The organism is Methylobacterium sp. BTF04 (genome assembly GCF_010692745.1).
GTDB lineage: Bacteria > Pseudomonadota > Alphaproteobacteria > Rhizobiales > Beijerinckiaceae > Methylobacterium.
In genome coordinates, this window is sequence record NZ_JAAHTB010000001.1 from 26094 (window position 1) to 52485 (window position 26392).

Annotated in this window: 21 protein-coding genes; 11 read left to right on the plus strand and 10 right to left on the minus strand. The window is 67.5% G+C overall.

Translation table 11 applies throughout. From position 1 onward, the window contains the following. Nucleotides 1-33 precede the first annotated feature (33 nt). Complete coding sequence (gene gshB / locus G3T14_RS00140) at nt 34-990, plus strand: glutathione synthase (RefSeq protein ID WP_163639001.1); 957 nt, start codon at nt 34-36, stop codon at nt 988-990. Nucleotides 991-1024: 34 nt separating this feature from the next. Here gshB and G3T14_RS00145 read toward each other — a convergent pair whose 3' ends face one another. Together G3T14_RS00145 and G3T14_RS00150 are read right to left on the minus strand one after the other, a co-directional pair. Further along, the gene (locus G3T14_RS00145; RefSeq protein ID WP_163639002.1) at nt 1025-2569 is read right to left on the minus strand and encodes a sodium:proton antiporter; all 1545 of its coding nucleotides are present in this window, start codon (nt 2567-2569) and stop codon (nt 1025-1027) included. 54 nt (nt 2570-2623) lie between these two features. After that, nucleotides 2624-3133 carry an OsmC family protein gene (locus tag G3T14_RS00150; RefSeq protein WP_163639003.1) on the minus strand — a complete coding sequence of 170 codons (510 nt, stop codon included), beginning with the start codon at nt 3131-3133 and terminating at the stop codon, nt 2624-2626. A 256-nt stretch (nt 3134-3389) separates the two neighbouring features. On the opposite strand from G3T14_RS00150, the gene G3T14_RS00155 reads away from it, so the two are divergent. Both G3T14_RS00155 and grpE read left to right on the plus strand, forming a co-directional pair. Continuing rightward, nucleotides 3390-6179: a [protein-PII] uridylyltransferase gene (locus tag G3T14_RS00155; RefSeq protein ID WP_163639004.1), complete on the plus strand. Its 2790-nt coding sequence runs from the start codon at nt 3390-3392 to the stop codon at nt 6177-6179. Between the two features lie 184 nt (nt 6180-6363). Continuing rightward, on the plus strand, nt 6364-6945 hold the full coding sequence (gene grpE / locus G3T14_RS00160) for a nucleotide exchange factor GrpE (protein ID WP_163639005.1): 582 nt from the start codon (nt 6364-6366) through the stop codon (nt 6943-6945). A gap of 45 nt (nt 6946-6990) precedes the next feature. Here grpE and G3T14_RS00165 read toward each other — a convergent pair whose 3' ends face one another. From G3T14_RS00165 to G3T14_RS00190, 6 genes are all read right to left on the minus strand, one after another. Next, nucleotides 6991-7938 carry a hypothetical protein gene (locus tag G3T14_RS00165; RefSeq protein WP_246732818.1) on the minus strand — a complete coding sequence of 316 codons (948 nt, stop codon included), beginning with the start codon at nt 7936-7938 and terminating at the stop codon, nt 6991-6993. A gap of 110 nt (nt 7939-8048) precedes the next feature. Beyond that, a complete protein-coding gene (locus G3T14_RS00170) occupies nt 8049-8732 on the minus strand; it encodes an alpha-ketoglutarate-dependent dioxygenase AlkB (RefSeq protein ID WP_163639007.1) in 684 nt (227 codons plus the stop codon). Nucleotides 8733-8742: 10 nt separating this feature from the next. Continuing rightward, entirely contained in the window at nt 8743-9381 is a 639-nt protein-coding gene (locus tag G3T14_RS00175; RefSeq protein WP_163639008.1) for a 2,3-bisphosphoglycerate-dependent phosphoglycerate mutase, read from the minus strand. A 113-nt stretch (nt 9382-9494) separates the two neighbouring features. Continuing rightward, the gene (dapB, locus tag G3T14_RS00180; protein WP_163639009.1) at nt 9495-10295 is read right to left on the minus strand and encodes a 4-hydroxy-tetrahydrodipicolinate reductase; all 801 of its coding nucleotides are present in this window, start codon (nt 10293-10295) and stop codon (nt 9495-9497) included. Between the two features lie 73 nt (nt 10296-10368). Further along, nucleotides 10369-11055, minus strand: coding sequence for a MarC family protein (locus G3T14_RS00185; protein ID WP_163639010.1), 687 nt, complete (start codon nt 11053-11055; stop codon nt 10369-10371). Between the two features lie 6 nt (nt 11056-11061). Then, nucleotides 11062-11796: a class I SAM-dependent methyltransferase gene (locus tag G3T14_RS00190; RefSeq protein ID WP_163639011.1), complete on the minus strand. Its 735-nt coding sequence runs from the start codon at nt 11794-11796 to the stop codon at nt 11062-11064. Nucleotides 11797-11994: 198 nt separating this feature from the next. On the opposite strand from G3T14_RS00190, the gene gloB reads away from it, so the two are divergent. From gloB to lpdA, 8 genes are all read left to right on the plus strand, one after another. Then, nucleotides 11995-12774, plus strand: coding sequence for a hydroxyacylglutathione hydrolase (gene gloB, locus G3T14_RS00195; RefSeq protein ID WP_163639012.1), 780 nt, complete (start codon nt 11995-11997; stop codon nt 12772-12774). Nucleotides 12775-13027: 253 nt separating this feature from the next. Further along, nucleotides 13028-13660, plus strand: coding sequence for a TetR family transcriptional regulator (locus G3T14_RS00200; RefSeq protein WP_163639265.1), 633 nt, complete (start codon nt 13028-13030; stop codon nt 13658-13660). Between the two features lie 269 nt (nt 13661-13929). Beyond that, the gene (gene mdh / locus G3T14_RS00205; RefSeq protein WP_163639013.1) at nt 13930-14892 is read left to right on the plus strand and encodes a malate dehydrogenase; all 963 of its coding nucleotides are present in this window, start codon (nt 13930-13932) and stop codon (nt 14890-14892) included. 105 nt (nt 14893-14997) lie between these two features. After that, entirely contained in the window at nt 14998-16194 is a 1197-nt protein-coding gene (gene sucC, locus G3T14_RS00210) for an ADP-forming succinate--CoA ligase subunit beta (protein WP_163639014.1), read from the plus strand. A 6-nt stretch (nt 16195-16200) separates the two neighbouring features. Continuing rightward, on the plus strand, nt 16201-17085 hold the full coding sequence (gene sucD, locus G3T14_RS00215; protein WP_163639015.1) for a succinate--CoA ligase subunit alpha: 885 nt from the start codon (nt 16201-16203) through the stop codon (nt 17083-17085). Between the two features lie 191 nt (nt 17086-17276). Continuing rightward, nucleotides 17277-20249 carry a 2-oxoglutarate dehydrogenase E1 component gene (locus G3T14_RS00220; RefSeq protein ID WP_163639016.1) on the plus strand — a complete coding sequence of 991 codons (2973 nt, stop codon included), beginning with the start codon at nt 17277-17279 and terminating at the stop codon, nt 20247-20249. 95 nt (nt 20250-20344) lie between these two features. After that, the gene (odhB, locus tag G3T14_RS00225; RefSeq protein ID WP_163639017.1) at nt 20345-21625 is read left to right on the plus strand and encodes a 2-oxoglutarate dehydrogenase complex dihydrolipoyllysine-residue succinyltransferase; all 1281 of its coding nucleotides are present in this window, start codon (nt 20345-20347) and stop codon (nt 21623-21625) included. A 112-nt stretch (nt 21626-21737) separates the two neighbouring features. Beyond that, the gene (gene lpdA, locus G3T14_RS00230; RefSeq protein ID WP_163639018.1) at nt 21738-23138 is read left to right on the plus strand and encodes a dihydrolipoyl dehydrogenase; all 1401 of its coding nucleotides are present in this window, start codon (nt 21738-21740) and stop codon (nt 23136-23138) included. A gap of 69 nt (nt 23139-23207) precedes the next feature. Here lpdA and G3T14_RS00235 read toward each other — a convergent pair whose 3' ends face one another. Both G3T14_RS00235 and G3T14_RS00240 read right to left on the minus strand, forming a co-directional pair. Beyond that, nucleotides 23208-24359: a histidine kinase dimerization/phosphoacceptor domain -containing protein gene (locus tag G3T14_RS00235; RefSeq protein ID WP_163639019.1), complete on the minus strand. Its 1152-nt coding sequence runs from the start codon at nt 24357-24359 to the stop codon at nt 23208-23210. A 123-nt stretch (nt 24360-24482) separates the two neighbouring features. Next, on the minus strand, nt 24483-26387 hold the full coding sequence (locus tag G3T14_RS00240; protein WP_163639020.1) for a KUP/HAK/KT family potassium transporter: 1905 nt from the start codon (nt 26385-26387) through the stop codon (nt 24483-24485). Between the last annotated feature and the right edge of the window lie 5 nt (nt 26388-26392).

Below are 26392 nucleotides of genomic sequence, written 5' to 3' on the forward strand. Positions count from 1 at the left end.
ATTTTTCTGGAATAACTCGGAGGCTCGAGCGCCATGGCCCTGACCGTCGCGGTTCAGATGGATTCGATCCGGGCGATCAGGATCGCCGGTGACACCACGTTCGCCCTGCTGCTCGAAGCACAGGCCCGCGGGCACCGGTTGCTACACTATACTCCTGATCGGCTATCGATGCAGGGCGGCCAGGTGACCGCACGGGTCGAAGCGCTCAGCGTCCAGGACGTGGAAGGCGCGCACGCGACCCTCGGAGATCCCGAGCGGATCGACCTGTCGAGCGTGGACGTGGTGCTGATGCGCCAGGATCCGCCCTTCGACATGGCCTATATCACCGCCACGCACATGCTGGAGCGCATCCACCCGCACACCCTCGTGGTCAACAACCCGGCGGAGGTGCGCAACGCGCCGGAAAAACTGTTCGTTCTCGACTTTCCGGCCCTCATGCCGCCGACCCTGATCACCCGCGACAAGGCCGAGATCGAGGCGTTCCGGGCCGAGCACGGCGCCATCGTGATGAAGCCCTTGCACGGCCACGGTGGCGCAGCGGTATTCCGGGTGCTTCCGGAAGACGCGAATTTCGGCTCGATGTTCGACCTGTTCTCGGTGACGTTCCGCGAGCAATGGGTGGTGCAGCGTTTCCTCCCGCGGATCACCGAGGGCGACAAGCGCATCATCCTGGTCGACGGCGAGGCGATGGGCGCCATCAACCGCGTGCCGGCGCTCAACGATATCCGCTCGAACATGGTGCGTGGCGGAGCCGCTGCGGCCTCCGACCTGACGGAGCGCGAGCGGGAAATCTGCGCCACCATCGGCCCCGAGCTGAAACGCCGTGGTCTGATCCTGGTCGGCATCGACGTGATCGACGGCAACCTGACCGAGATCAACGTCACCTCCCCCACCGGCATCCGGGCGATCAAGCGACTGGGCGGCCCGGATCTGGCGGTGTCCGTATGGGACGCCATCGAGGCGAAGGTCGGCACGGTGCTTCGGGCCTGACCGGTCAGAGCGTCGGAAGCGCGGGCTGATGGTCTCAGCTTTCCGCGCGCGGCGTCGCGTTGAGTTCGGCCCAGTCGAACTCTTCCTCCAGAATGTAATAGGCGTCGTCGCCGATCTCCCCCGAGCGGCGCAGGGCCAGCACCCGATCGCGGGCGGCCTCGATGGCACGGCGGCGTGCGGCATCGGCGGGCAGCGCCTCGGTGGCGAAGCCGTCATCCTGCATCTCGGCATGGTCGAGGGCCGTGCGGAATTTCTCGCGGACGGACTCGGCCGGGTTACCGGCCTCGCCCTCCAGCCTTTCGAGAGCCGCGGCGTAGGCCTGCGTGCGTCCATGCCCGATCTCGCGGCCGACGGGGTCGTCATCCGCGAGCCCCAGGCGGCCGAGCAGCGGCTTCAGGGTCAGTCCCTGGATCGTCAGCGTGCCGATGATGACGCAGAACGCCGTCAGAACGATGAGATCGCGATAGGGGAATCCGGGCGCGCCCTCGGGCAGCGCCAAAGCCGTGGCGATGGTGACGATGCCACGCATGCCGGCCCAGGCCACGGCACCGCCGGCTCCCAAGCCGCGATCGCTTCCGGTCCGATGGCCGGCCCCCAGGGCTGTGAGGTGGCTGGCCGGCAGCACCCAGGCGAGGCGCACGATCACCACCGTGGCGAAGACCGCGGCTCCGACGAGGGCGTAGGAGAGTTGCTGCTCGGAGGTCAGCCGCTCCAGGATCGGCCCGATCTGCAGGCCGATGAGCACGAAGGCGAGCACGTTGAGGACGAAGATCGCGGTATCCCAGACCGCATAGGAGACGATGCGGGTGCGGGGTGGCGTGAGGCCGGGGGCGAGCCGCGCCACTGTGATGGCGAAGGTGACCACGGTGAGCACGCCGGACAGATGGAGGCGTTCGGCCGCGATCCAGATCCCGAAGGCGGCGACGAATTGCAGGACGATGGTGCTCGGAGCGTCCCGCACCGGGCGCATCGCGGCGGTGTAGGCGAGGGCCAGAACCGGTCCGGCCACAAGGCTGCCGACGATGCCGACAAGGAAAGCCGGTCCGATCTCGGCGATGGAGAAGGTGCCGGTCAACGCCGCCGTGACGCCGAGGCGGTAGATCAGCAGTGAGCCTGCGTCGTTGAGCAGGCTCTCCCCGCGCAGGATCGTGGTGAGGCGATGCGGCAGATCGACGTGGCGCAGGACCGAGAGGGCCGCCACCGCGTCGGGTGGGGCGACGATGGCGCCGAGCACGATCGCGGCCGCGATCGGCATGTCGGGTACGAGGAGCTTGGCGACCACCGCGACCGCCAGCGTCGTGGCGACCACGGCCCCGAGCGCCAATCCTGCGATAGGCCGCCAGTGGGTGCGCAGGTCCCGCACCGAGGTGCCGTAGCCGGCATCCATCAGGACCGGAGCGAGGAACAGGGCGAGCGCCAGTTCCGGGTCCAGGACGAGATTGGGCACCGCCGGGATGAAGGCGAGCCCGATCCCGCCGAGCGCCAGGAACACCGGATAGGGTGCCCCCACGCGACGCGCGAGGGCGGCCAACAGCACGGCGCCGAACAGGACGCCGACGATCCACTCGAAAATCATCATGATCCGCGAGAGATAGCGCTGCCGGCCCGCACGCGCAGGTTCAGAACGCGCGGATCAGCCCCGCGCGGCGGAAACCGTCAGTTCCGGCTTGTGATTCAGGGTCTGGAACACGACGCAATAGCGCTCGGTGAGCTTGAGGAGTTGGTCGAGCGTGTCCTGAGGCGCGTCGGTATCGAGGGAAAAGCTCAGGCGGATCGCCCGGAAGCCGACGGGCGCTTCCTTGTCGACGCCGAGCGTACCGCGAAAATCGAGGTCGCCTTCCGCGCTCACCGTCCCGGCCCGCAGTTCGATCTCCAGGGCGGTGGCCACCGCCTTCAGGGTCACCCCGGCGCAGGCGACCAGCGCTTCGAGCAGCATATCGCCCGAGCAGAGTTCGGCGCCCGAGCCGCCCGTGGCGGGATGCAGACCCGCGACCGCCAGGGCGCGTCCCGTCTCGACCTTGCAGGCGATGGAGGTGTCGTCGAGGCTGCCCTTGGCCTTCAGCGTGATCACGGCGGAATCGGGCGCGTTCCGGTACTGGTCCTTCAGCGGAGCCTGAAGCGAGCGCAGGGTCGTCGAATCCATCGGCGTTTCCTCGTATTTTGTTGTGGTTGGAACCGAAACTAACGCGTTGTCACGGTCCGGGCCAGATCATGCGTAGCCGGCGCCGGCAGGCGTCGGCAGGGACGCGCGGCGGGTCTTTTCCGCGTGCAAGTCTGCCACCGTTGCGGTTTCCGGCACGGGATCACGCCGTTCACGAGAGGGAGATCGCGCGCTTGGCCGCGCCCGTCATCGGCGATGCCCCTGGCGCCAATCCGCCAACATGCTAACGGGGTTGGCCATGTTCGACGCTGTCGCCACCCTCGCGCAAGTTCTCAAAGATCTCGACCGTGATGCACGCGAGGCGACACGCCTGCGCGCAGTCCTGGTGCCCGAATTGCGGCGGGTGATCGAACTCGGCCGCGCCGATGCCGAGGAACGCCTGATCGAGGAGCGCGACGGCGTCGCCTGCGCCCGGCGCCTCAGCGACCTCACCGACGCGGTGATCCGCACCATCCACGATGCGGTGGTCTGGCGGCTCTACCCCAACGACAATCCCTCCACCGGCGAGCAGCTCGCGGTGGTGGCCACCGGCGGGTACGGCCGGGGCACGATGGCGCCGGGCTCGGACATCGATCTCCTGTTCCTGCTGCCCTACAAGCAGACCGCCTGGTCGGAGAGCGTCGTCGAGGCGATGCTCTACGTGTTGTGGGACCTCAAGCTGAAGGTCGGCCATGCCACCCGCTCGGTGGAGGAATGCCTGCGCGAGGGCCGCGCCGACATGACCATCCGCACCTCGCTCCTGGAAGCGCGCTACCTGTTCGGGACGCGGGTGCTGTTCGAGGAACTCGTCACCCGGTTCGATACCGAACTCGTGATGTGGACGGCGCCCGAATTCGTCGAGGCGAAGCTGCGCGAGCGCGACACCCGCGTCGCGAAGGCCGGCGCCTCGCGCTACCTCGTCGAGCCCAACGTCAAGGACGGCAAGGGCGGTCTTCGCGATCTCAACACCCTGTTCTGGATCGCCAAGTACACCTACCGGGTGCGCGACCAGAGCGAGCTGGTGCCTGCCGGCCTGTTCACGCCGGAAGAGTACCGGGTGTTCGAGCGCTGCGACGAGTTGTTGTGGCGGGTGCGTTGCCACATGCACTTCATCACCGGCCGCGCCGAGGAGCGGCTGTCGTTCGGGCTGCAGCCGAAGGTGGCCGAGCGCTTCGGCTACGAGCCGCGCGGCGGCCTGTCCGGCGTCGAGCGCTTCATGAAGGCGTATTTCCTCATCGCCAAGGAGGTCGGCGACCTGACCGCCATCGTCTGCGCAGCGCTGGAGGCCCGCCACGCCAAGCGGACGCCGGTGCTCGATCGCTGGATCGGCCGTTTTCGCGATCGCTTCCGCGCCACCGCCATCGAGGCGGAGGATTTCGTCGACGACCATGGCCGCATCAACCTGCGCGACGCCGATGCCTTCAACCGCGATCCGGTGAACCTGATCCGGCTGTTCTGGCTCGCCGACCGCCACAACCTGCCGATCCATCCCGACGCCACGCGGGCGGCCAACCGGTCGTTGCGGCTGATCGGTCATTCGCTTCGGGCGGACGAGGAGGCCAACCGGCTGTTCCTCGACATCCTCACCTCGAAGAACTCGCCCGAGACCATTCTGCGGCTGATGAACGAGGCCGGCGTGCTCGGCCGCTTCATCCCGGATTTCGGCCGTATCGTCGCGATGATGCAGTTCAACATGTACCACCACTTCACCGTGGACGAGCATCTGCTGCGCTCCGTCGGCGTGCTCTCGGCGATCGAATCCGGGCGTACGGAGGAAGAGCATCCCCTCGCCACCCGCCTGATCGACACGATCAGCCACCGCCGGGCGCTCTACGTCACGGTGCTGCTGCACGACATCGCCAAGGGCCGGCCGGAGGACCACTCCATCGCGGGGGCGGCCATCGCCGAGAAACTCGGACCGCGGTTCGGGCTGACCGCCGCCGAAACCGAGATCGTGGCGTGGCTCGTCGAGCACCACCTGCTCATGTCGATGACCGCCCAGAGCCGCGACCTCTCGGACCCCAAGACCATCGAGAAGTTCGCCGGAGTGGTCCAGACCCTGGAGCGCCTGAAACTCCTGATGATCCTCACCGTCTCGGACATCCGGGCGGTGGGGCCGGGCGTCTGGACCGCCTGGAAGGGCACGCTCCTGCGCACCCTCTACGACGAGACCGAGGTGGTGCTGTCGGGCGGCCATTCCGAGATCGCCCGCACCGACCGGGTCCGCCTGATCCAGATGGCCCTGCGCGAACAGCTCGCCGACTGGGATTCCGACACCTTCGACGCCTATGCGAGCCGTCACAACCAAGCCTACTGGCTGAAGGTCGACACCACGCGCCAGTTCAAGCACGCCGGATTCGTCAAGGCGCTGATGGCGGAGGGCCGCACCGTGGCCACCGCCGCGGAGACCGACCCGGTGCGCGGCGTCACAGAACTGACGATCTACTCCCCCGATCATCCGCGCCTGCTCGCCATCGTCACCGGGGCCTGCGCCGCATCCGGCGGCAACATCGTCGACGCCCAGATCTTCACCACCTCGGACGGCTTCGCCCTGGATTCGATCTTCATCTCGCGCGCCTTCGAGCGCGACGAGGACGAGTTGCGGCGGGCCACCCGCATCACCACCGCGATCGAGAAGGCGCTGCGCGGCGAAATCCGCATCGCCGACCTCGTGGCCGACAAGCATCCGCCGAGCGGCCGCACGCCGACCTTCCTGGTGCCACCCGACATGGCCATCGACAATGCGCTGTCGAGCCGGGAGACGGTGGTCGAGATCACCGGCCTCGACCGGCCGGGCCTGCTCTACGAGCTCACCACGGCACTGAGCCGGCTCTCCCTCAACATCACCTCGGCACATGTGGCGACCTTCGGCGAGCGGGCGGTGGACGTGTTCTACGTCACCGACCTCACCGGCACGCGGGTGACCCAGCCCGACCGGCAGGTGGCGATCCGCACCGCGGTGATGGAGGTGTTCGCCAGCGACGTCGCCGCCATGCGGGCGGAAGGGCTCGACGACCTGATCGATTCGCCGCCCCCTCGGGAAGCCTGATCCTGTCTCCGATCGCTCGCGTCGGAGACGGGATCAGGCAGCTCCGAGAGCCCTGAGCATCGGCGAATGCGGCTTCGGGCAGACGGCGCCCGACGGGCGCACGGCTTGGCCCAAGCTTGATTTCGCAGGCCCGCGGCCTGATATCAGCGCTACCCCCGACCCCTTTCCGATCGACGAAAAGCGAATGATGGCGAACGACATGGAGCACGACGCGCGGCACGATGCAGCTGAGGACGCCGAGGCGGCTCACGCCGCGGACGGCCAGACCGACCTGCTGGCGCCCCTCGTCGCCGAGCGCGACGAGCTCAAGGACCGCGTCCTGCGCACGCTCGCCGAGATGGAGAACCTGCGTCGCCGGACCGAGCGCGAAATCGCCGATGCCCGGACCTACGCGGTGACGAACTTCGCCCGCGACATGCTGAACGCCGCCGACAATATCCGGCGTGCCCTCGAGAGCGTTCCCGAGGCCGAGCGGACGAGCGCGGAGGGGGCCTTCAAGGCTCTCATCGACGGGATCGAGCTGACCGAGCGTGATCTCGCCAAGACCCTGGAGCGCCACGGCGTCAAGGCGATCGACCCCAAGGGGCAGCGCTTCGATCCCAACCGCCATCAGGCGATGTTCGAGGTGCCCGACACGGAGGTCCCGAGCGGCACCGTGGTTCAGGTGATGCAGTCCGGCTACGTCATCGGCGAGCGCACCCTTCGCCCCGCCCTCGTCGGCGTCGCGAAGGGCGGCCCGAAGCCAGTGGCAACCGACGGCGCCTGAGGGCGGTTTCGTTCCGGCGCCCGCGGGCGCGCCGGAACGCGTCGATCATCGCACCTGTACGCTGTCGATGACCTCGCGGAACCGCGCCAGGGTCTCGCCACGCTGATCGGCCCGCACCACGCCGAGCGCCCGCAGGTAGCCGTCCGGCGCGAAGCGGATCGTCTGCGAGACGACCACGGGCGTGCTCGACGGCACGTCCACCGCCCGCGCCACGATCTCATGCCAGTCGACGCCATTCTGGCGGTAGCTCTGTGAGCGCTCGATGACGAAGTCCTTCATCGTCTGGTTCGAGTAGAGCGCGGCGCGGGCGAAAGCATCGCGCTGCTCGGCCGCCGGCGGAGGCTGTACCGCCTGGGCGAGCACGAGGATCGGCTGCTCGAGGTTGAGCATCTGGTCCTTCGGTCCCTGCGTCATCAGGACCGAGTTGCCGGCGAGCACCCGCACCGCGCGAAAACCCGCCTTGTCCTCGATCTTGAACGGCAGCGCGGCGACCTGTTGTTCCAAGGTGAGCGCCGGCCGGATGTGGACGCCGGTCAGCATCCCCACCATGGTTTCGTCGGTCTCGGCACCGGGCGTCATCTGCGCGATGATGATGCCGGTCACGCTCGGATCGCCGACGAGGAGGAGCCACTTCTTGATCGTTGGCGATTCCGGCGTTCCGGCCCCGGGCTGCTCGCCGCTGAACAGGACCGCGTCGACGTCGCCGGCCACTTTAATGGCCTGACGGCTCGAAACGGCAAAGCCCTGCGCCTTCAGGTTCTCATCGGTGAAATTCTGTTCGAGTTCGGCAAACGCATTGGGCGGAAGCTCGACCACGGACACCGTGGCGCCGCCCTCGAGCCGCTCGAAGCCGGAGAAGCGCTTCGACGGCGCCATGTCGGATGGCGGCTGGAAGCCGAAGCGTGAGCTCGGCGGGAAGACCGGATCGGCGGCGTAGACGCCCCCCGACAGACCCAGGATCAAGGCCAGCGCCGTGGCAGAACGAACGAACATACGCAGACGCATCGGGTCGTTTCTCCGCAAAGCCGCGCTCCCGCCGGTCGGTCGAGCCGGCTCAATTCAAGCGAGTCCGACGCGATGCGTCGTCCCGCGCTTCCTCGCTGTCAAGCGTCGCTGGTCGTCGTGGGCCGCGTCACACGGCGCAAGGTGAGGTTGCAACGCCCATTCGGCGGCAGGACGGCGGGAGCCATCCCCTCGGGCGCCGCCAAAAGATCGGGCTCGGACGGCACAAGCCGATCGACCCCGTGGTGGATGAGGCGGGCTGCGCCGCCGATCACGAGGGCGTCGCCGGAGCGGAGCCGGATCGAGCGGGTCGGAGCAGAGCGGTCGAGGCCGCCATAACGGAACACGGCGATCGCCCCGAGCGACAGGGAGAGCACGGGCGCATCGAGATCCGTCTCGTCACGATCCTGATGCAGTCCCATGCGCGCCTGCGCATCGTAGAGGTTGACGAGGCAGGCCTCCGGCGGCGCGGGATAGGCCGACAGCAAGGCCCAGGTGCGCAGGGCGCTGGGCGGGATCGGCGGCCACGGTCGCCCGGTCTCGGGATGGTTCGGCTGGTAGCGATAGCCGGCTGCGTCCGAGACCCAGCCCAGCGGCCCGGCATTGCTCATCCGCACCGAGAAGGCCTTGCCGGTGCGCGGCATGCGCGGGGTGTAGGGCGGCGCCGACGCGAGCACAGCCGCCACTTCGGCCGCGAGGCGGGTCTGCGCCTGCGCGTCGAGATACCCGGGGTAGTGGATCAGACCGGGGGCAAGCGCGATGCCGCCCGGCGCGAAAGACGGCATCGCCGGGCGTTCACGCCTGATGGTCGATGTCGCGCTCGAGGACCACCTTGCTCTCCACCGTGGTATCGGCCTTGAGCAGGTAGACCAGCGGGATGCCGGTGGCGATCTCGAGACTGGCGATGGTCTTCGTGGTCATGCCGTCGAGCACCATCACGAGGGCGCGCAGCGAGTTGCCATGGGCGGCGACTAGCACCCGCTCGCCGGCCATGACCCGCGGCAGGATGGTCTGGATGTAGTAGGGCAGCACGCGCGCAGCGGTGTCCTTCAGGCTCTCGCCACCGGGGGGCGGTATATCGTAGGAGCGGCGCCATTGGTGCACCTGCGCATCGCCCCAGCGCTCGCGGGCATCGTCCTTGTTGAGGCCCGACAGGTCGCCGTAGTCACGCTCGTTGAGCGCCTCGGACCGAATCGTCTCGATACCGCTCTGGTCCATCTCCTCCAGCATCAGCGCACAGGTGCGTTGGGCCCGCCGAAGGTTCGAGGTGAAGGCGACGTCGAAGGCGTAGCCTTGGTCCTTCAGCCAGCGTCCGGCGATGCGGGCCTCCTCGATGCCGAGATCGGTGAGTTCGGGGTCGCGCCAGCCGGTGAACAGCTTCTTGAGGTTCCACTCGCTCTGGCCGTGGCGAGCGAGGACGAGCAGGCGCTCCATCGGGATCGATCCTCTGACTGGACATGGTGCGGCGCAGCAAATCGGCGCCGACAGGGCTCTTGCCCGTCCGAAACTGAACGGTCAATGACGCGGATCGCGTCGGGGTCTACCTCCTACCCCAGCCCGAGCACGTCGGCCATTCCGTAGAGACCTGGTGGCTTGTCGAAGGCCCATTGCGCCGCCCGCACCGCGCCGCGGGCGAAGATACCCCGGTCCTCGGCGTGATGGCTGAGGGTGATGCGCTCCCCCGGACCCGCGAACAGCACACTGTGATCGCCCACCACCGTGCCGCCGCGCAGGGTCGCAAAACCGATATCGCCAGGGCGGCGCGCGCCGGTATAGCCGTCGCGGGTCGAGACCCGTGCGTCGGCGAGCGCCACGCCACGCCCCTCCGCCGCCGCCTCGCCGAGCAACAGGGCGGTACCCGACGGCGCGTCGACCTTCATGCGATGGTGCATTTCGACGATCTCGATGTCGAAATCCTCGCCGAGCGCCGCAGCGACCTTGCGCACGAGGCCGGCCACGAGGTTGACGCCGAGCGACATGTTGCCCGACCGCACGATGCGGGCGTGATGGGCGGCAGCGGCGAGCTTGGCGAGGTCGGCCTCCGTCATCCCGGTGGTCCCGACCACATGGACGATCCGGGCCTGGGCGGCGAGTTCGGCAAAGAACGTCGTGGCCGCCGGCACCGTGAAATCGAGGACGCCCTCGGCCGCCGCAAAGATCGGGAGAGGGTCGTCGGTCACCGCGACGCCCAGGGGCGCCAGCCCCGCCAGCGTTCCGGCATCCTGGCCCAGGGCCAGCGACCCCTCGCGCTCGATGGCGCCGGACAGGGTGCAGCCCTCCGCCTCCGCCACCGCACGGATCAGCATTCGCCCCATGCGCCCGTCGGCGCCCACCACCACGAGCCGCATCGCGTCGCTTCTCCTCCAGGAATTCCGCGACCGGGGTACAGCCTCCGGCGGGAGGTGCCAAGGATGGCAGCGGTCAGCGCGCCATGCTCGCGAGCAGCGGCCCGAGCACGTCGGTGATCCCGTTGACGGTGATCTGGGTGCCTACGCACAGCAGCAGGAAGGCGAAGAGCCGGCCGAGCACACGTGCGCCCACCGGACCGATCAGCATGACCACCCGGTCGGCCGAGCCGTAGGCGAACCGCACCATCACGGCGATGGCGAGCGCCGCCAGCGACATGCCGACATAGAAACCGATGCGGTCCGGCCCCGGCGCCGGCCGGTTCGAGCCGAGCGCGATCGCCACCGCGATGGTGCCGGGCCCCGTCGTGAACGGCAGCGTGAGGGGAAAGAACGCGATTTCGGCAAGATTGCTGGACGTCTCGCGCGTGGCTTCGGCCTGCTTGCGGGCCTCGCGGGCTTCCGGCGCCGTCAGCAGCGTCCAAGCGGACGCCGCGACCACGAGGCCGCCGGCGATGCGCAACGCGGCGAGGGACACGCCGAAGAAGTTGAGGATCGGCGCACCGGCCCAGAGCGCCGACAGCATGATCAGGGCGGCGTAGAACCCGATGCGCTTGGACAGCTCCACCCGTTCAGGATGGGAATTCTGTGCGGTGATCTGCGCGAAGATGAGGGCGGAGCCGATCGGATTCACGATCGAGAACAGGCTGGACAACGCGAGCACGAAGCTCTGGAGTGCAGCTTCCGGGCCGATCAAGCTCATCGCGATTCAGCCTGGAGAGGGGGCCGGCACCAGCGCGCGGGCCGGAGCGAGCCGGGTCGCACGGCGGACCTTGCGCACTGCCAGCGGACGATAGAGCTGCTTCGTCGCATCCACAACGTGAAGGCCCGCGAAGGGCAGCGACATCCCCGTCCCCACGCGCTCCCAGGCACCGGCGGTGCGCAGCCATAGGCGGCTCTGAACCGGCGGCATGTACAGCGCTTCGGTCCAGCCCTCCGGCGAGAATTGTGTGGTGCGCATCAACCGTCCGAGCTGCGAGCGGCTGTAGGGCTGCCCGTGGCCGAACGGGGTGGCGTCCCGCCGAGCCCAGACGCCGCGGCGATTGGGAACGACGAGGATCATCCGGCCGCCCGGCGTCAGCACACGCCAGACGTCCTGCAGCAACTCGGTGGGGCTTTCCACCGATTCGAGCGCGTGAACCAGGATCACTCGGTCGACGGCGGCCTCGGGCAACGGCATCATCGTCGGGTCGGCCAGAGCCGAGCAGGACCGGGCGCTGCCGGGCCAGTGCACAACCCCTTGGGTCGCCGGCATGAAGGCAAGGGTGCGCTCGGCGATGACGTGGACCGGCCCCAGATACGGCGTGGCGTAGCCGAGCCCGAGCACGCGCAGGCCCGAGACCGACCCGAGAAAGCTGTGGATTGCGCGTCCGACGATGCGATGCGTGACGGCCCCGAGCGGGCTCGCGTAGAAGGCACGCAGGTCGGTGACATCGAGACGCATGAGCGAATATCCGGCGCAGCCGGAGCTTCCGTTGGGAATGCGAAGGCAGCGCCTGCATCAATGGGGATGCGACCAGCCGCCGGCAAGCCTTCCCGATCGCGAGCCTCCTCGATCAACCACGCTTCGGCACATGGGAACCGCACCCTTCGCGGTCCGGTTCCTCGCTCACCCCCGATCAGCCATCGCGAGAGCCGCATCATGACCGCCATCCGCCCGGAGATCCGTACGTTCCTCTGTCGGAGCGACAATATCGGCGTCCTGATCCGCGACCCTGCTACGGGGGCCTGCGCCGCCATCGACGTGCCCGAGGCGGCCCCGGTGCTGCGGGTCCTCGACGAGACCGGCTGGACCCTGACCGACATTCTCGTCACGCACAGGCATGCCGACCACATCGACGGCATTCCCGAAGTGAAGCGACGCACCGGAGCGAAGGTCACGGCACCGGCCAAGGCGGGGGCTGCGGTGCCCGAGGTGGATGTCGCCGTCTCCGAGGGCGACACGGTGCGCATCGGCGGCCTCACGGGCCAGGGGTGGGAGACCCCGGGGCATTGCGCCGACCACGTTTCCTACTGGTTCGAGGAGGCCGGCCTGGCATTTTCAGGAGACACCCTGTTCACCCTCGGTTGTGGCCGGGTGATGGAGAGCCCGCCCGAAACCCTGTGGCAGTCCCTCACCCGATTCCTCGCCCTGCCCGACACGACCGAAATCTACAGTGGCCACGACTACGTAGTCGCCAACGCGCGATTTGCCCTTGCGGCCGACGCGCGGAACCCGGCGCTCGTGGCCCGGGCCGCGGAGGCCGAGCAGGCGAAAAAGGAAGGCCGCTTCCTGATTCCCACGACCATGGCGGCCGAGCGGGCGACGAATCCATTCCTACGCTCCGCAGAGCCGGCTTTGGCCGAGGCGGTCGATCTCGCACCCGGAACCGAACCTGTGATCGTGTTCAAGGCCTTGAGGGACTGGAAGAACCGGTTCTGAACCGTTAAGGCCGTGACGCGGATCGGATGCCCGACGGGCGCCCGGTTCGCGTGTATACGAACAACGACTCGCCCTGCGCTGGCACTCGCGCCGGAACGAGCCGGCTACCTTCCCGTCCTCCAGCATGTGCGCGGTGTCCCGATTGATGCAGTCGCCAGGCCCGCCTTTCGCATTCGAATTCGGTATCGTCGTGAACGACGGCTCCGAATCAGAAGATCGTGACGCCGCGAGCGAGATCCCCATCACCGTCCGTATGCCGGCAGCACGCACCACGCGTCAGCCGCCGCGTCCGACACCGATCGCCGTGGATGCACGGCTCCTGGCCGTGGCTACCGAGCATCTGCGCCGCCTGGGCCCAAAGCGCGTCACGGTGGTGGCGGTGGCGGCCGAGGCCGGCATGACCCACGCCAACGTCTATCGCTACTTTCCCTCGAAGGACGCCCTGCTGGACGCCGTGGCGGGGCGCTGGCTGCGGGATGTCGAGGCCGAGCTCGCCCGCATCGCCGATGCCCCCGACCCTGCCGACGACAAGATCGAGCGCCTGCTGACGGCCCTTGCCAGCGTGCAACGCGAAGCCCTCGCCTTAGAGCCGAACCTGTTTGCCGTCCATCTCGACGCGACGGTTAGCGCCCGCCCGATCGCCCGGCGGCATCGCGTGCGCTTGCGCAGCCTCGTCGAGCGGGTGGTCGAGGAGGGGATCGGAGCGGGTGCGTTCATCGCGCGCGACCGCGAACGCGCCATCGCCCATATCTTCGACGCGAGCTACCGCTTCACTCATCCGCTCGCGATCCAGCACGATGCCGACCTGCCACGCGATCTGGTCGAGGCACGGCTCGGCGCCGTGATTCTCGCGATCCAGAAGGTGCTGAGGACGGGCACCCTCTAGGCGGCGTGACAGAAGCCAAATCCTGTCACCTCAGCTTTGCCGCCGAACCAACCGGCCTGACAATCGGCCAAGCCTTTCGCCATATTGCCGTTTTTCGATCCGCCCCTGACGCCCTAGATGCTCCCGATCTGGCCCGAACCCTGCTTTCATCCGGCAGCGTCGGTTGAAGCCCTGGGCCTTTTCCGCCACACACCGCCGCAGAAAGTTCCTGGCGGCAGGTCCCTGCCGGATCGCCGCCGCCCATCGCCATCACCAGAGGTTCGTATCCCATGGCTCGCAGCAAGATCGCGCTCATCGGCGCCGGACAGATCGGCGGAACCCTCGCGCATCTGGCCGGCTTGAAGGAACTCGGCGACGTCGTCCTGTTCGACATCGTCGACGGCGTGCCGCAGGGCAAGTCGCTCGATATCGCCGAATCCGCACCGGTCGATGGCTTTGACGCCAGCTATTCGGGTGCCAGCGACTATGCGGCCATCGCGGGAGCCGACGTGGTGATCGTCACCGCAGGCGTGCCGCGCAAGCCCGGCATGAGCCGCGACGACCTCATCGGCATCAACCTCAAGGTGATGGAGGCCGTCGGCACCGGCATCGCGCAGCATGCGCCCGACGCTTTCGTCATCTGCATCACCAACCCGCTCGACGCGATGGTGTGGGCGCTGCAGAAGTTCTCCGGATTGCCGCCCCACAAGGTCGTCGGCATGGCCGGCGTGCTCGATTCGGCCCGCTTCCGCCACTTCCTCGCCGACGAGTTCAAGGTCTCGGTGGAGGACGTTACCGCCTTCGTGCTCGGTGGCCATGGCGACGACATGGTGCCGCTGGTGCGCTATTCGACGGTGGCCGGCGTGCCGCTTCCCGATCTGGTCAAGCTCGGCTGGACCACCCAGGAGAAGCTCGACGCCATGGTCGAGCGCACCCGCAAGGGCGGCGGCGAGATCGTCAACCTGCTCAAGACCGGCTCGGCCTTCTATGCGCCGGCGGCGTCGGCCATCGCCATGGCCGAGAGCTACCTGCGCGACAAGCGCCGGGTGCTGCCATGTGCCGCCTATCTCAGCGGCGAGTACGGTATCGACGGCATCTATGTGGGCGTGCCGATCGTCATCGGCGCCAATGGTGTCGAGCGGGTGCTGGAAGTGGAGTTCACGCCCGACGAGAAGGCGATGTTCGACAAGTCGGTGGGTGCCGTGAAGGCACTGATCGAAGCCTGCAAGGGTGTGAACCCGGCCCTGGCCTAACATCGAGAAGCGCCCCGCGTCGGCCGTTGCCAGCGGCCGACATGAACGGCGCCGGTGTCGTGTCTTCTGAGTCCCGCTCCGTCGGGACGAGGTGAGGAAATCCCCATGAACATCCACGAATACCAAGCCAAGGCGGTACTCAAGGAATTCGGCCTGCCCGTCTCGCGCGGCGTGCCGATCTTCAAGGCCGAGGAGGCCGAGGCCGCGGCCAAGGAGCTCGGCGGCCCGGTCTGGGTGGTGAAGTCGCAGATCCATGCGGGCGGACGCGGCAAGGGCTCGTTCAAGGGCGCGCCGGCCGGTGCCAAGGGCGGCGTACGCGTCACCAAATCCCTCGACGAAGTCAAGCAGTTTGCCGGCGAAATGCTGGGCCAAACCTTGGTGACGATCCAGACCGGCGAGGCCGGCAAGCAGGTCAACCGGCTCTACATCGAGGAAGGCGCGCAGATCGAGGCGGAGTTCTACCTCTCGATGCTGGTCGACCGCGAGACCGGCAAGGTCGCCTTCGTCGTCTCCACGGAAGGCGGCATGGACATCGAGACGGTGGCCCACGACACCCCTGAGAAGATCGTGACCTTCTCGGTGGACCCGGCCACCGGCGTGATGCCGCACCATGGCCGCCTCGTCGCCAAGACGCTCGGCCTCACCGGCCCGCAGGCGAAGGAGGCCGGCGACCTCACCACCAAGCTCTACACGGCGTTCACCGCCAAGGACATGAGCATGCTGGAGATCAACCCGCTGGTGCTCACCGGCGACGGCCACCTCAAGTGCCTCGACGCCAAGATCTCTTTCGATTCGAACGCCCTCTACCGGCACCCCGACATCGTCGCGCTGCGCGACGAGACCGAGGAGGATGCCAAGGAGATCGAGGCCTCAAAATACGACCTCGCCTACATCGCGCTCGACGGCACCATCGGCTGCATGGTCAACGGCGCAGGCCTCGCCATGGCGACCCTCGACATCATCAAGCTCTACGGCGAGGAGCCGGCGAACTTCCTCGACGTCGGCGGCGGCGCGTCGGAAGAGAAGGTCACGGCGGCCTTCAAGATCATCACCGCCGACCCGCAGGTGAAGGGCATCCTCGTCAACATCTTCGGCGGGATCATGAAGTGCGACGTGATCGCCAACGGCGTGATCGCGGCAGTGAAGGCGGTGGGGCTCGAAGTCCCCCTGGTGGTGCGTCTCGAAGGCACCAACGTCGAGAAGGGCAAGGAGATCATCCGGAATTCCGGCCTGAACGTGATCTCGGCCGATGACCTCGACGATGCCGCGCAGAAGATCGTCGCCGCCGTGAAGAAGGGCTGAGAACCGATGTCCATCCTGATCGACGCGAACACCAAGGTCATCTGCCAGGGCTTCACCGGCAAGAACGGGACCTTCCATTCCGAGCAGGCGATCGCCTACGGCACCAAGATGGTCGGCGGCACCAGCCCCGGCAAAGGCGGCTCGAAGCACCTGAACCTGCCGGTCTTCGACACGGTGGCGGAGGCCCGCGAGGCCACCGGCGCCACGGCGAGCGTGGTCTACGTGCCGCCGCCGGGTGCCGCCGACGCAATCTGCGAGGCGATCCAGGCCGAGGTCCCGCTCATCGTCTGCATCACCGAGGGCATTCCGGTGCTCGACATGGTGCGGGTAAAGCGCGCGCTGGAGGGCTCGAAGTCCCGCCTCGTCGGGCCGAACTGCCCCGGCATCGTCACCGCCGGCGAGTGCAAGATCGGCATCATGCCGGCCAACATCTTCAAGCCCGGCTCGGTGGGCATCGTCTCGCGCTCGGGTACGTTGACCTACGAGGCCGTGTTCCAGACCACCAATGCCGGTCTCGGCCAGACCACGGCGGTGGGCATCGGCGGCGACCCGGTGAAGGGCACCGAGTTCATCTCGATGCTGGAGCTGTTCCTGGCCGACCCCAAGACCGAATCGATCGTGATGATCGGCGAGATCGGCGGCTCGGCCGAGGAAGAGGCGGCGCAGTTCATCGCCGACGAGGCCAAGCGCGGCCGGAGCAAGCCGATGGTCGGCTTCATCGCCGGCCGCACCGCGCCTCCCGGCCGCCGAATGGGCCATGCCGGCGCCATCATCTCCGGCGGCAAGGGCGGCGCCGAGGACAAGATCGCGGCGATGGAAGCCGCTGGAATCCGTGTCTCGCCGTCACCGGCGCGGCTCGGCAGCACCCTCGTCGATGTCCTCAAGGGCTGAGCCGAGCACCAGACGATAGGACACGGGTCTGTGTTGCGCCGCATTCAGGCCCGGCACCCCATATGTGAGAGACGGACGCGGCCCGATCTTCGCGTCTTTCGGACAAATCCGATCTGCCCGCATCATGCGGGGGATCGGGCAGGGGCAAGCCCGGCACGGCGGCCCCGACACAAGGTAGGATGACCCGGACGATGGCACGCCAGGACGCGCTCGAAACCTCGTTCCTCTACGGCGGCAACGCCGCCTACATTGAAGAACTGCAGGCGTCCTATGCCCGCGATCCCAACTCGGTGGACCCCGAGTGGCAGGATTTCTTCCGCTCGCTGAACGAGGACAAGGGACTCGCGGAGAAGAACGCCGCCGGTGCGTCCTGGCAGAAGCCGAACTGGCCGGTGCACGCCAACGGCGAGATCGTCTCGGCGCTCGACGGCAACTGGGCCACCGTCGAGAAGGCGATGGGCGAGAAGATCCGCGCCAAGTCGGACACCGCCAAGGAGCCGGCGAAGGGTGTCGTGGTCGCCTCGGCGCCCGGCATTTCCGTGGAGCAGGCCACCAAGGATTCGGTGCGCGCGATCATGCTGATCCGCGCCTACCGCATGCGCGGCCACCTGCACGCCAAGCTCGACCCCCTCGGACTCGCCCCGCGCGGCGACCACGAGGAACTGCATCCGCAGCATTACGGCTTCGAGGAATCCGATTGGGACCGCCCGATCTTCCTCGACAACGTGCTCGGCCTCGAATTCTCGACCATCCGCGAGATCGTCGAAATCCTGGAGCGCACCTACTGCCAGACCCTCGGCGTCGAGTTCATGCACATCTCCAATCCGGAGGAGAAGGCCTGGATTCAGGAGCGCATCGAAGGCAAGGGCAAGGAGATCAGCTTCACCCCCGAGGGCAAGCGGGCGATCCTCAACAAGCTCATCGAGGCCGAGGGCTTCGAGAAGTTCCTCGATCTCAAGTACACCGGCACCAAGCGCTTCGGCCTTGATGGCTCTGAGGCGATGATCCCGGCCCTGGAGCAGATCATCAAGCGCGGCGGTGCGCTCGGTGCCCATGAGATCGTGCTGGGCATGGCCCATCGCGGCCGCCTCAACGTGCTCACCAACGTGATGGCCAAGCCGTTCCGGGCGGTGTTCAACGAATTCAAGGGCGGCTCGGCCTCACCGGCGGAGGTCGAGGGCTCGGGCGACGTGAAGTACCATCTCGGTGCCTCCTCCGATCGGTCCTTCGACGGCAACAACGTCCACCTTTCGCTCACCGCAAACCCATCCCACCTCGAGATCGTCGATCCGGTGGTGCTCGGAAAGGTCCGCGCCAAGCAGGACCAGCGGGCCAACCCGCACGTCCATCGCACCAGCGTCGTGCCACTCCTCATCCATGGCGACGCGGCCTTCGCGGGTCAGGGCGTGGTGGCCGAGTGCCTCGGCCTGTCGGGCCTGAAGGGCCACCGCACCGGCGGCTCGATCCACTTCATCATCAACAATCAGATCGGCTTCACCACCGATCCGCGGTTCTCGCGGTCCTCGCCCTATCCGTCCGACGTCGCCAAGATGGTGGAAGCCCCGATCTTCCACTGCAACGGCGACGACCCGGAGGTCGTGACGTTCGCTGCCAAAATCGCCATCGAGTACCGCCAGAAGTTCGGCAAGCCCGTCGTCATCGACATGCTGTGCTACCGCCGCTTCGGCCACAACGAGGGCGACGAGCCGGCTTTCACCCAGCCGAAGATGTACCAGCGCATCCGCAAGCACCCCACCGCGCTGGAGACCTACGGCAAGAAGCTCGTCGCCGAAGGCGTACTGAGTCAGGAGCAGCTCGACGGCCGCAAGGCCGAGTTCCGCGCTGTCCTCGACGGAGAGTTGGAGGTCGCGGGCAACTACAAGTCCAACAAGGCCGATTGGCTCGACGGGCGCTGGGCCGGCTTCAAGGCCGTGCGCGAGGACGTGGACGACCCGCGCCGCGGCAAGACCGGCGTGCCCGCCGAGATCCTGCGCGAGATCGCCCAGCGCATCACCACGCCGCCGCCCGGCTTCCACCTGCACCGCACGATCCAGCGCTTCTTCGACAACCGCGCCAAGGCGGTGGAAAGCGGCCAGGGCATCGATTGGGCGACCGCCGAGGCGTTGGCCTTCGGCTCGCTGCTCATCGAGGGCCATCGGGTCCGCCTCTCGGGGCAAGACGTGGAACGCGGCACCTTCTCGCAGCGTCACGCCGTGGTGATCGATCAGGAGAACGAGCAGCGCTACACCTCGCTGAACTCGATCCGCGAGGGCCAGGCAAGCCTCGAGGTCATCAACTCGATGCTTTCGGAAGAGGCGGTGCTCGGTTTCGAGTACGGCTATTCGGCCGCCGAGCCCAATGCCCTGGTTCTGTGGGAGGCGCAGTTCGGCGACTTCGCCAACGGCGCGCAGGTGGTCATCGACCAGTTCATCTCGAGCGGCGAGCGCAAGTGGTTGCGCATGTCCGGCCTGACGCTGCTGCTGCCGCACGGCTACGAGGGCCAGGGCCCCGAACATTCCTCGGCCCGCCTGGAGCGCTTCCTACAGATGTGCGCCGAGGACAATATGCAGGTCGTCAACTGCACGACGCCGTCGAACTACTTCCACGTCCTGCGGCGCCAGCTCAATCGCGAATTCCGCAAGCCGTTGGTGATCATGACGCCGAAGTCGCTGCTGCGCCACAAGCGGGCGGTGTCGGCCATCGACATGATGGCGGACGGATCGAGCTTCCACCGCGTGCTCTGGGACGATGCAGAGCGCGAGGACGACGGCACCAAGCTCGCCAAGGACGACAAGATCCGCCGCGTCGTGCTGTGCTCGGGCAAAGTCTATTACGACCTCTACGACGAGCGCGAGAAGCGCGGGATCAACGACGTCTACGTCATGCGCGTCGAGCAGCTCTACCCGTTCCCGCTCAAGGCGCTCGCCAACGAGATGTCGCGCTTCCGCAATGCCGAGGTGGTGTGGTGCCAGGAGGAGCCCAAGAACATGGGTCCCTGGTCCTTCGTCGAGCCCTACCTCGAATGGGTGCTGGGCCAGGCCCAGTCCCCGGTTAAGCGCGCCCGCTATGTCGGCCGCCCGGCCTCCGCCTCGACGGCGGTCGGCCTGCTCTCGAAGCACCAGGCGCAACTCCAGGCCTTCCTCAACGAGGCGCTGGCGATCTGACCGCCGGACGCCAACCGCAGACCTTCGCTCTGCGGATTTTCGATGTGATGGCGCCGGCTCCCTGCGCCGCAATCCCTCCGGACGGACACTGACCAATGGCAACCGATATCGTCGTCCCGACCTTGGGCGAATCCGTGAGCGAGGCCACCATCGGCCGCTGGTTCAAGAAGCCGGGCGATACGGTGGCGGCCGATGAGCCGTTGGTGGAACTGGAGACGGACAAGGTCACGTTGGAGGTGAACGCACCGGCGGCGGGCCAGCTCGGCGAGATCATCGCCAAGGACGGCGAGACGGTGGAGCCGGGCGCGCTGCTCGGTTCGATCGTCGAGGCGGGAGCGGGCAATGCCCAGGCGGCCGCACCGAAGAAGACCGAGCAGAAGATCGAGACCCGCAGCGAGGCTCCGGCCGAAACCGCCAAGGATCCCGAGAAGGCGCCAGAGGGCGCGACCGCCGGCGCACGTGAGGCCGGCGACAACGGCCCGGCCGTCGCCAAGATGGCGCGGGAATCCGGAATCGACCCGTCGACCCTCAACGGCAGCGGCAAGGATGGCCGCGTCACCAAGGGCGACATGCTGGAGGCGACCGCCAAGGGTAGTGCCGCTCCGGCTCAGGCTCCGGCGCCTGCGAAGGAGGCCAAGCCCGCCGCGCCGCGCGTGCCGTCCAAGCCCGACGATGCGGCACGCGAGGAACGCGTGCGCATGACCAAGCTGCGCCAGACCATCGCCCGTCGTCTGAAGGACGCGCAGGACACTGCCGCGATGCTGACGACGTTCAACGACGTCGACATGTCGGCCGTGATGGCGATGCGCAGCCAGTACAAGGACATGTTCGAGAAGAAGCACGGGACCAAGCTCGGCTTCATGGGCTTCTTCACCAAAGCGGTGATCGGCGCCCTCAAGGACGTGCCGGCGGTCAATGCCGAGATCGACGGCCAGGACCTTGTCTACAAGAACTATTACCACATCGGCATCGCCGTCGGGACCGACAAGGGCCTCGTGGTGCCGGTGGTGCGCAACGCCGACGACCTGTCGATCGCCGGGATCGAGAAGACGATCTCAGGCTTCGGCAAGAAGGCCCGCGACGGCAAGCTCTCCATCGACGACATGCAGGGCGGTACCTTCACCATCACCAACGGCGGCATCTACGGTTCGCTGATGTCGACCCCGATCCTCAACGCGCCGCAATCGGGCATCCTCGGCATGCACCGCATCGAGGAGCGTCCGGTGGTCCGGGCCGGCAAGATCGAGGCACGGCCGATGATGTATCTGGCCCTGTCCTACGATCACCGCATCGTCGATGGGAAAGAGGCCGTGACCTTCCTGGTGCGGGTCAAGGAGGCCCTGGAAGATCCGGCACGTCTTGTGCTCGACCTCTAACAGCCCGGCAGCTGCCGTCCGCCGGCCGCTCGCGCGGCCGGACGCTTCCGCGCGCTTCGTACTCTGATGGTGGGGCATGACCCGCCTGATCTCTAAAGCGAGTCATAACACCATGTCCTACGATCTCGTCGTCATCGGCACCGGCCCCGGCGGCTATGTCTGCGCCATCCGGGCGGCCCAGCTCGGCCTGAAGACGGCAGTGGTGGAAAAACGGGCCAGCCATGGCGGCACCTGCCTCAACGTCGGCTGCATTCCCTCGAAGGCGCTGCTGCATGCGTCGGAAGCCTTCGAGGAGGCCGGCAAGCACTTCGCCGACATGGGCGTCATCGTGAACCCGCCCGAACTCGACCTCGTGAAGATGATGGCGTTCAAGCAGGACGGCGTCGACGGCAACACCAAGGGCGTCGAGTTCCTGCTCAAGAAGAACGGCATCGATGCCTACCGCGGCACGGCACGGCTCGCCGGTGCCGGCCGGGTCGAGGTGTTGTCGGAGGATGGCGGCAACCAGCTTCTGGAGACCAAGAACGTCGTCATCGCCACCGGTTCTGACGTGACCAAGTTGCCGGGCGTGACCATCGACGAAAAGATCGTCGTTTCCTCCACGGGCGCGCTCGAGCTTCAGGGCGTTCCCAAAAAGATGCTCATCATCGGCGCGGGCGTGATCGGCCTCGAACTCGGCTCGGTCTGGCGCCGCCTCGGCTCCGAGGTCACGGTGGTGGAGTATCTCGACCGCATCCTGCCGGGCATGGACGGCGAGGTCGGCAAGCAGTTCCAGCGCATCCTCGGCAAGCAGGGCATCCAGTTCAAGCTGTCCGCGAAGGTCACCGGCGTCGAGGTAATGGATGGTGCCGCCACCGTCACGGTGGAGCCGGCGGCCGGCGGCGAGGCGGAGAAGCTGCAGGCCGACGTGGTCCTGGTGGCCATCGGACGGGTGCCCTACACGGACGGGCTGGGCCTCGAGACGGTGGGCGTCGGCCTCGACAACAAGGGCCGCATCCAGACCGACAACCACTACGCCACCAACGTCACCGGCATCTACGCCATCGGCGACGTCATCGCCGGGCCGATGCTGGCCCACAAGGCTGAGGACGAAGGCGTGGCGGTAGCCGAGCTGCTCGCCGGCCAGTCCGGACACGTGAACTACGGGGTGATCCCGAACGTGGTCTACACCTACCCGGAGGTCGCCTCGGTCGGAAAGACCGAGGAGGAGCTCAAGAAGGACGGCATCGCCTACAATTCCGGCAAGTTCCCGTTCACGGCCAATGGCCGTGCGAAGGTCAACCACACCACGGACGGCTTCGTGAAGATCCTGGCCGATGCCACCACCGACCGTGTGCTCGGCGTGCACATCGTCGGCGCGGATGCGGGCAACCTCATTGCCGAAGTGGCGGTGGCGATGGAATTCGGTGCCAGCGCCGAGGACGTCGCTCGAACCTGCCATGCCCACCCGACCCTCACCGAGGCGGTCAAGGAAGCCGCCCTCGCCGTGGCCAAGCGCGCGATCCACATCTAAGCGTCACCCGCGAGAGGTGCCGCAAAGACGCGGCACCGGAGCGTCGCGCGTCCGAAAAGACCGCCGGTTTCAGACCGGCGGCACCACTCGCAGCAAGAAATGCGCCCCCTGCACGTCCGGCGCGACGGTGAGCGGGCCGCCGAGCTGGCGGGCGAGGCTGTTGACGATCCGCATGCCGAGGCTCGCGCTGCGAGGTGCTGACGGGTCGAACCCGTCAGGAAGACCAGCCCCGTCGTCGGCGACGCCGAGGATCAGCCCACCCTCCCCATCCGGACGCGCGCTGACGCGGATTTCACCGGCGCCGTCCGGATAGGCGTACTTAAAGGCGTTGGTGACGAGTTCGTTGACGAACAGCCCGAGCGGGATCGCGAGATCGGCCGGAATGTTCACCGTCGCCGCGTCACAGATCAGGTGGTGGTGCGGTGCGCTCTCCTGCAGCTTGCCGCACAGGGCCTGGAGAAATCCCGCCACATCGATCGCCTCGAGGCTCGGCTGGCGCCAGAGCTGATCGTGGACCTGGGCCACCGCCTCGACGCGGGTGCGCGCATCGGCCAGCGCCTCCTTGACGTCGGCGTTGTCGGAGCCGCGGGCCTGGAGGCCGAGGAATCCCGCCACCACCGCGAGGCTGTTCTTCACCCGGTGGCTCATCTCCCGCAACAGCAGTTCCTGGCGCTCGAGAGCCGCCTTCAGCCGGGCCTCCGCGCGCTGGCGCTCGATGGCGCCGCCGACGAGGTTGGCGAATCCCTGCATGAAGGCGATGTCGGCCTCCTCGAACTGGCCTTCGCGGGTGTCGTCCACCTCCAGCACGCCGTAATTGCCTTCGCTGTTGGCGATGAGCACGTTGATCGCGCGGCGGATGCCGTGGTCGGCCATCAGTTTCGGCGTGCGAAACCGCGTTTCGGCCTGCAGATGGTTCGAGATCACCGGCCTACCGGTCTTGAGGGCGTAGCCGGCGGGCGAGGCGAGGTCGGCTTCGATGATCGTGGTCCCGACGGCATCCGGTGCCCAGCCGACCCCGGCGCAAACGAGCAGGCAATCCTGGTGCGGCTTGTACTCCAGCGCCTTGCAGAACTGCGCCTCCATACCCTCGGCGCAGAGTTCGGTGGCGCGCTGGAGCAGGGGCAGCAATTCGGTGGCGCGCAGGGCCTCGACGCCGAAATCGGACAGGATCGCCTGCTGGCGCAGGCGGATCGCCAGGGCCTTGGGGGCGAGTTCGGTCATACGGGACGGTTCCGAGATGGAAGGGCTGACAATCGCTCAACCCTTCTGATGCGCTTGGACGCGCCTCGCAAGTCGACGCCGCGCAAACACCGCGCGGCGAACACCGCGAGAGCGGGGCATGCCTCAGATCTCGATCTCGGTGCCCACTTCGACGAGCTGGCGTGTCGGCACGCAGAAATGGGCGCCAGTGCGTTCGGCATTGCGCAGGAGAAACGCGAACAATCCCTCGCGCCATTCGGCCATGCCGCGATCGTCGCTCTTCGGGATGATGGTCTCATGACCGATGAAGATCGTGAGGTCTTCGAGGAATTCCGCCGGCAGCTTGCCGGCCTGCACCGCGCATTGCAGTCCCTCGGGGATCGAGGCGTCCTCCATGAAGCCGTAATGCAGGGTCAGCCGGGTGATGTCCGGCGTGACGGCCGAGACCTCGGCCCGCTCGGCCCGCGGGACGCTCGGCGCCTCCTCGTAGAGAGCCGTGACGATCAGAATGCGCTTGTGCAGGGCGTGGCTGCGCTCGACGAAGCGCGACATGTGGAGCGGGATACCACTGGTGGCCGAGGACAGGAAGGCGGCACGGCCCGGCAGGATGAGCGGCGGATTGCGGCGCAACTGGTCGAGGAACACCGGCTCGGGCTGACGCAGGGCGACCCGCGCCTGCTCGACGAGGCGCGTGCCCTTGAGCCAGGTAAGCATCAGGAACGCCACGAGGCCGGCGAGCAACAGGGGAAACCACCCGCCCTCGAACAGCTTCACGCTGTTGGCGGCCAGGAACACGCAATCGATGGCGAGGAAGAATCCGTTGAGCACCACAACCGCCACCGGGTTGTAGCCCCATTTCAACGCGACGAGGGCCGCGAGCAGGGTGGTGATCGCCATCAGGGACGCGACGGCGATGCCGTAGGCGCCCGCCAGGGCGTCGGAGGTCTGGAAGACCATGACCGCCGTGAGCGTCGCGGCCGCCAGAAGCCAGTTCACCATCGGTACGTAGATCTGTCCGCGCTCATGATGGGCGGTGTGGACGACGCGCATGGGCGGCAGGAAGCCGAGCTGGATCGATTGCTGGGTCAGCGAGAAGGCGCCCGAGATGATCGCTTGCGAGGCGATGACGGTGGCGAGCGTCGCCAGACCGATCAGCGGATAATGCGCCCAGTCGGGCGACAGCCGGTAGAACGGGTTCTCGATGGCGTCGGGCTCGGCCAGAAGCAGGCCGCCCTGTCCGAAATAATGGATGACGAGGCACGGCAGCACGAGACCGAACCATGAGATGCGGATCGGTCCGGCGCCGAAATGACCGAGATCGGCATACATCGCCTCGCCGCCGGTGACGGCCAGGAAGGCGGCGCCCAGCATCGCGAAGCTCACGTGCCAGCCCGCATGGAGTAGAAATTCCACCGCCCGCATGGGGTTCACCGCCGTGAGGATCTGCGGCGCTTGCAGAATGCCGCCGATGCCGAGGAGCGCCAGCACGATGAACCAGACCAGCATCACCGGGCCGAAGATGCGGCCGATGAAAGCGACGCCTTTGCTCTGGACCAGGAACAACCCGATCAGAATCGCGATGGTGATGGGCAGGACGAACCGCGACAGGCCGGGTGCATCGACCTTCAAGCCTTCGACGGCGCTGAGCACCGAGATCGCGGGGGTGATGGCACCGTCCCCGTAGAGCAGCGCCGCACCGATCAGGCCGACGACGAGGAGGATGCCCTGCCAGGAGCCGGGCTTGGCGTGGCGGGCGCCCAACAACGCCAGCATCGCCACGATACCGCCCTCGCCCCGGTTGTCGGCGCGCAGGATCAGCACGGCATACTTGATCGAGACGATGAGGATCAGCGCCCACAGGATCAGCGAGACGGCTCCGGTGACGGCGAGGGCCGTCGGAGGGGCGCCCTCGCTCGCCGCCCGCACCGCCTCCTTGAAGGCATAGAGCGGGCTGGTGCCGATATCGCCGTAGACGATGCCGAGGGCGCCGAGCAGCACGGCCGGGCGCGCGAAGCTCCCACGCCCGGTCCGGGATTCGTCGTGAGACACGGGCG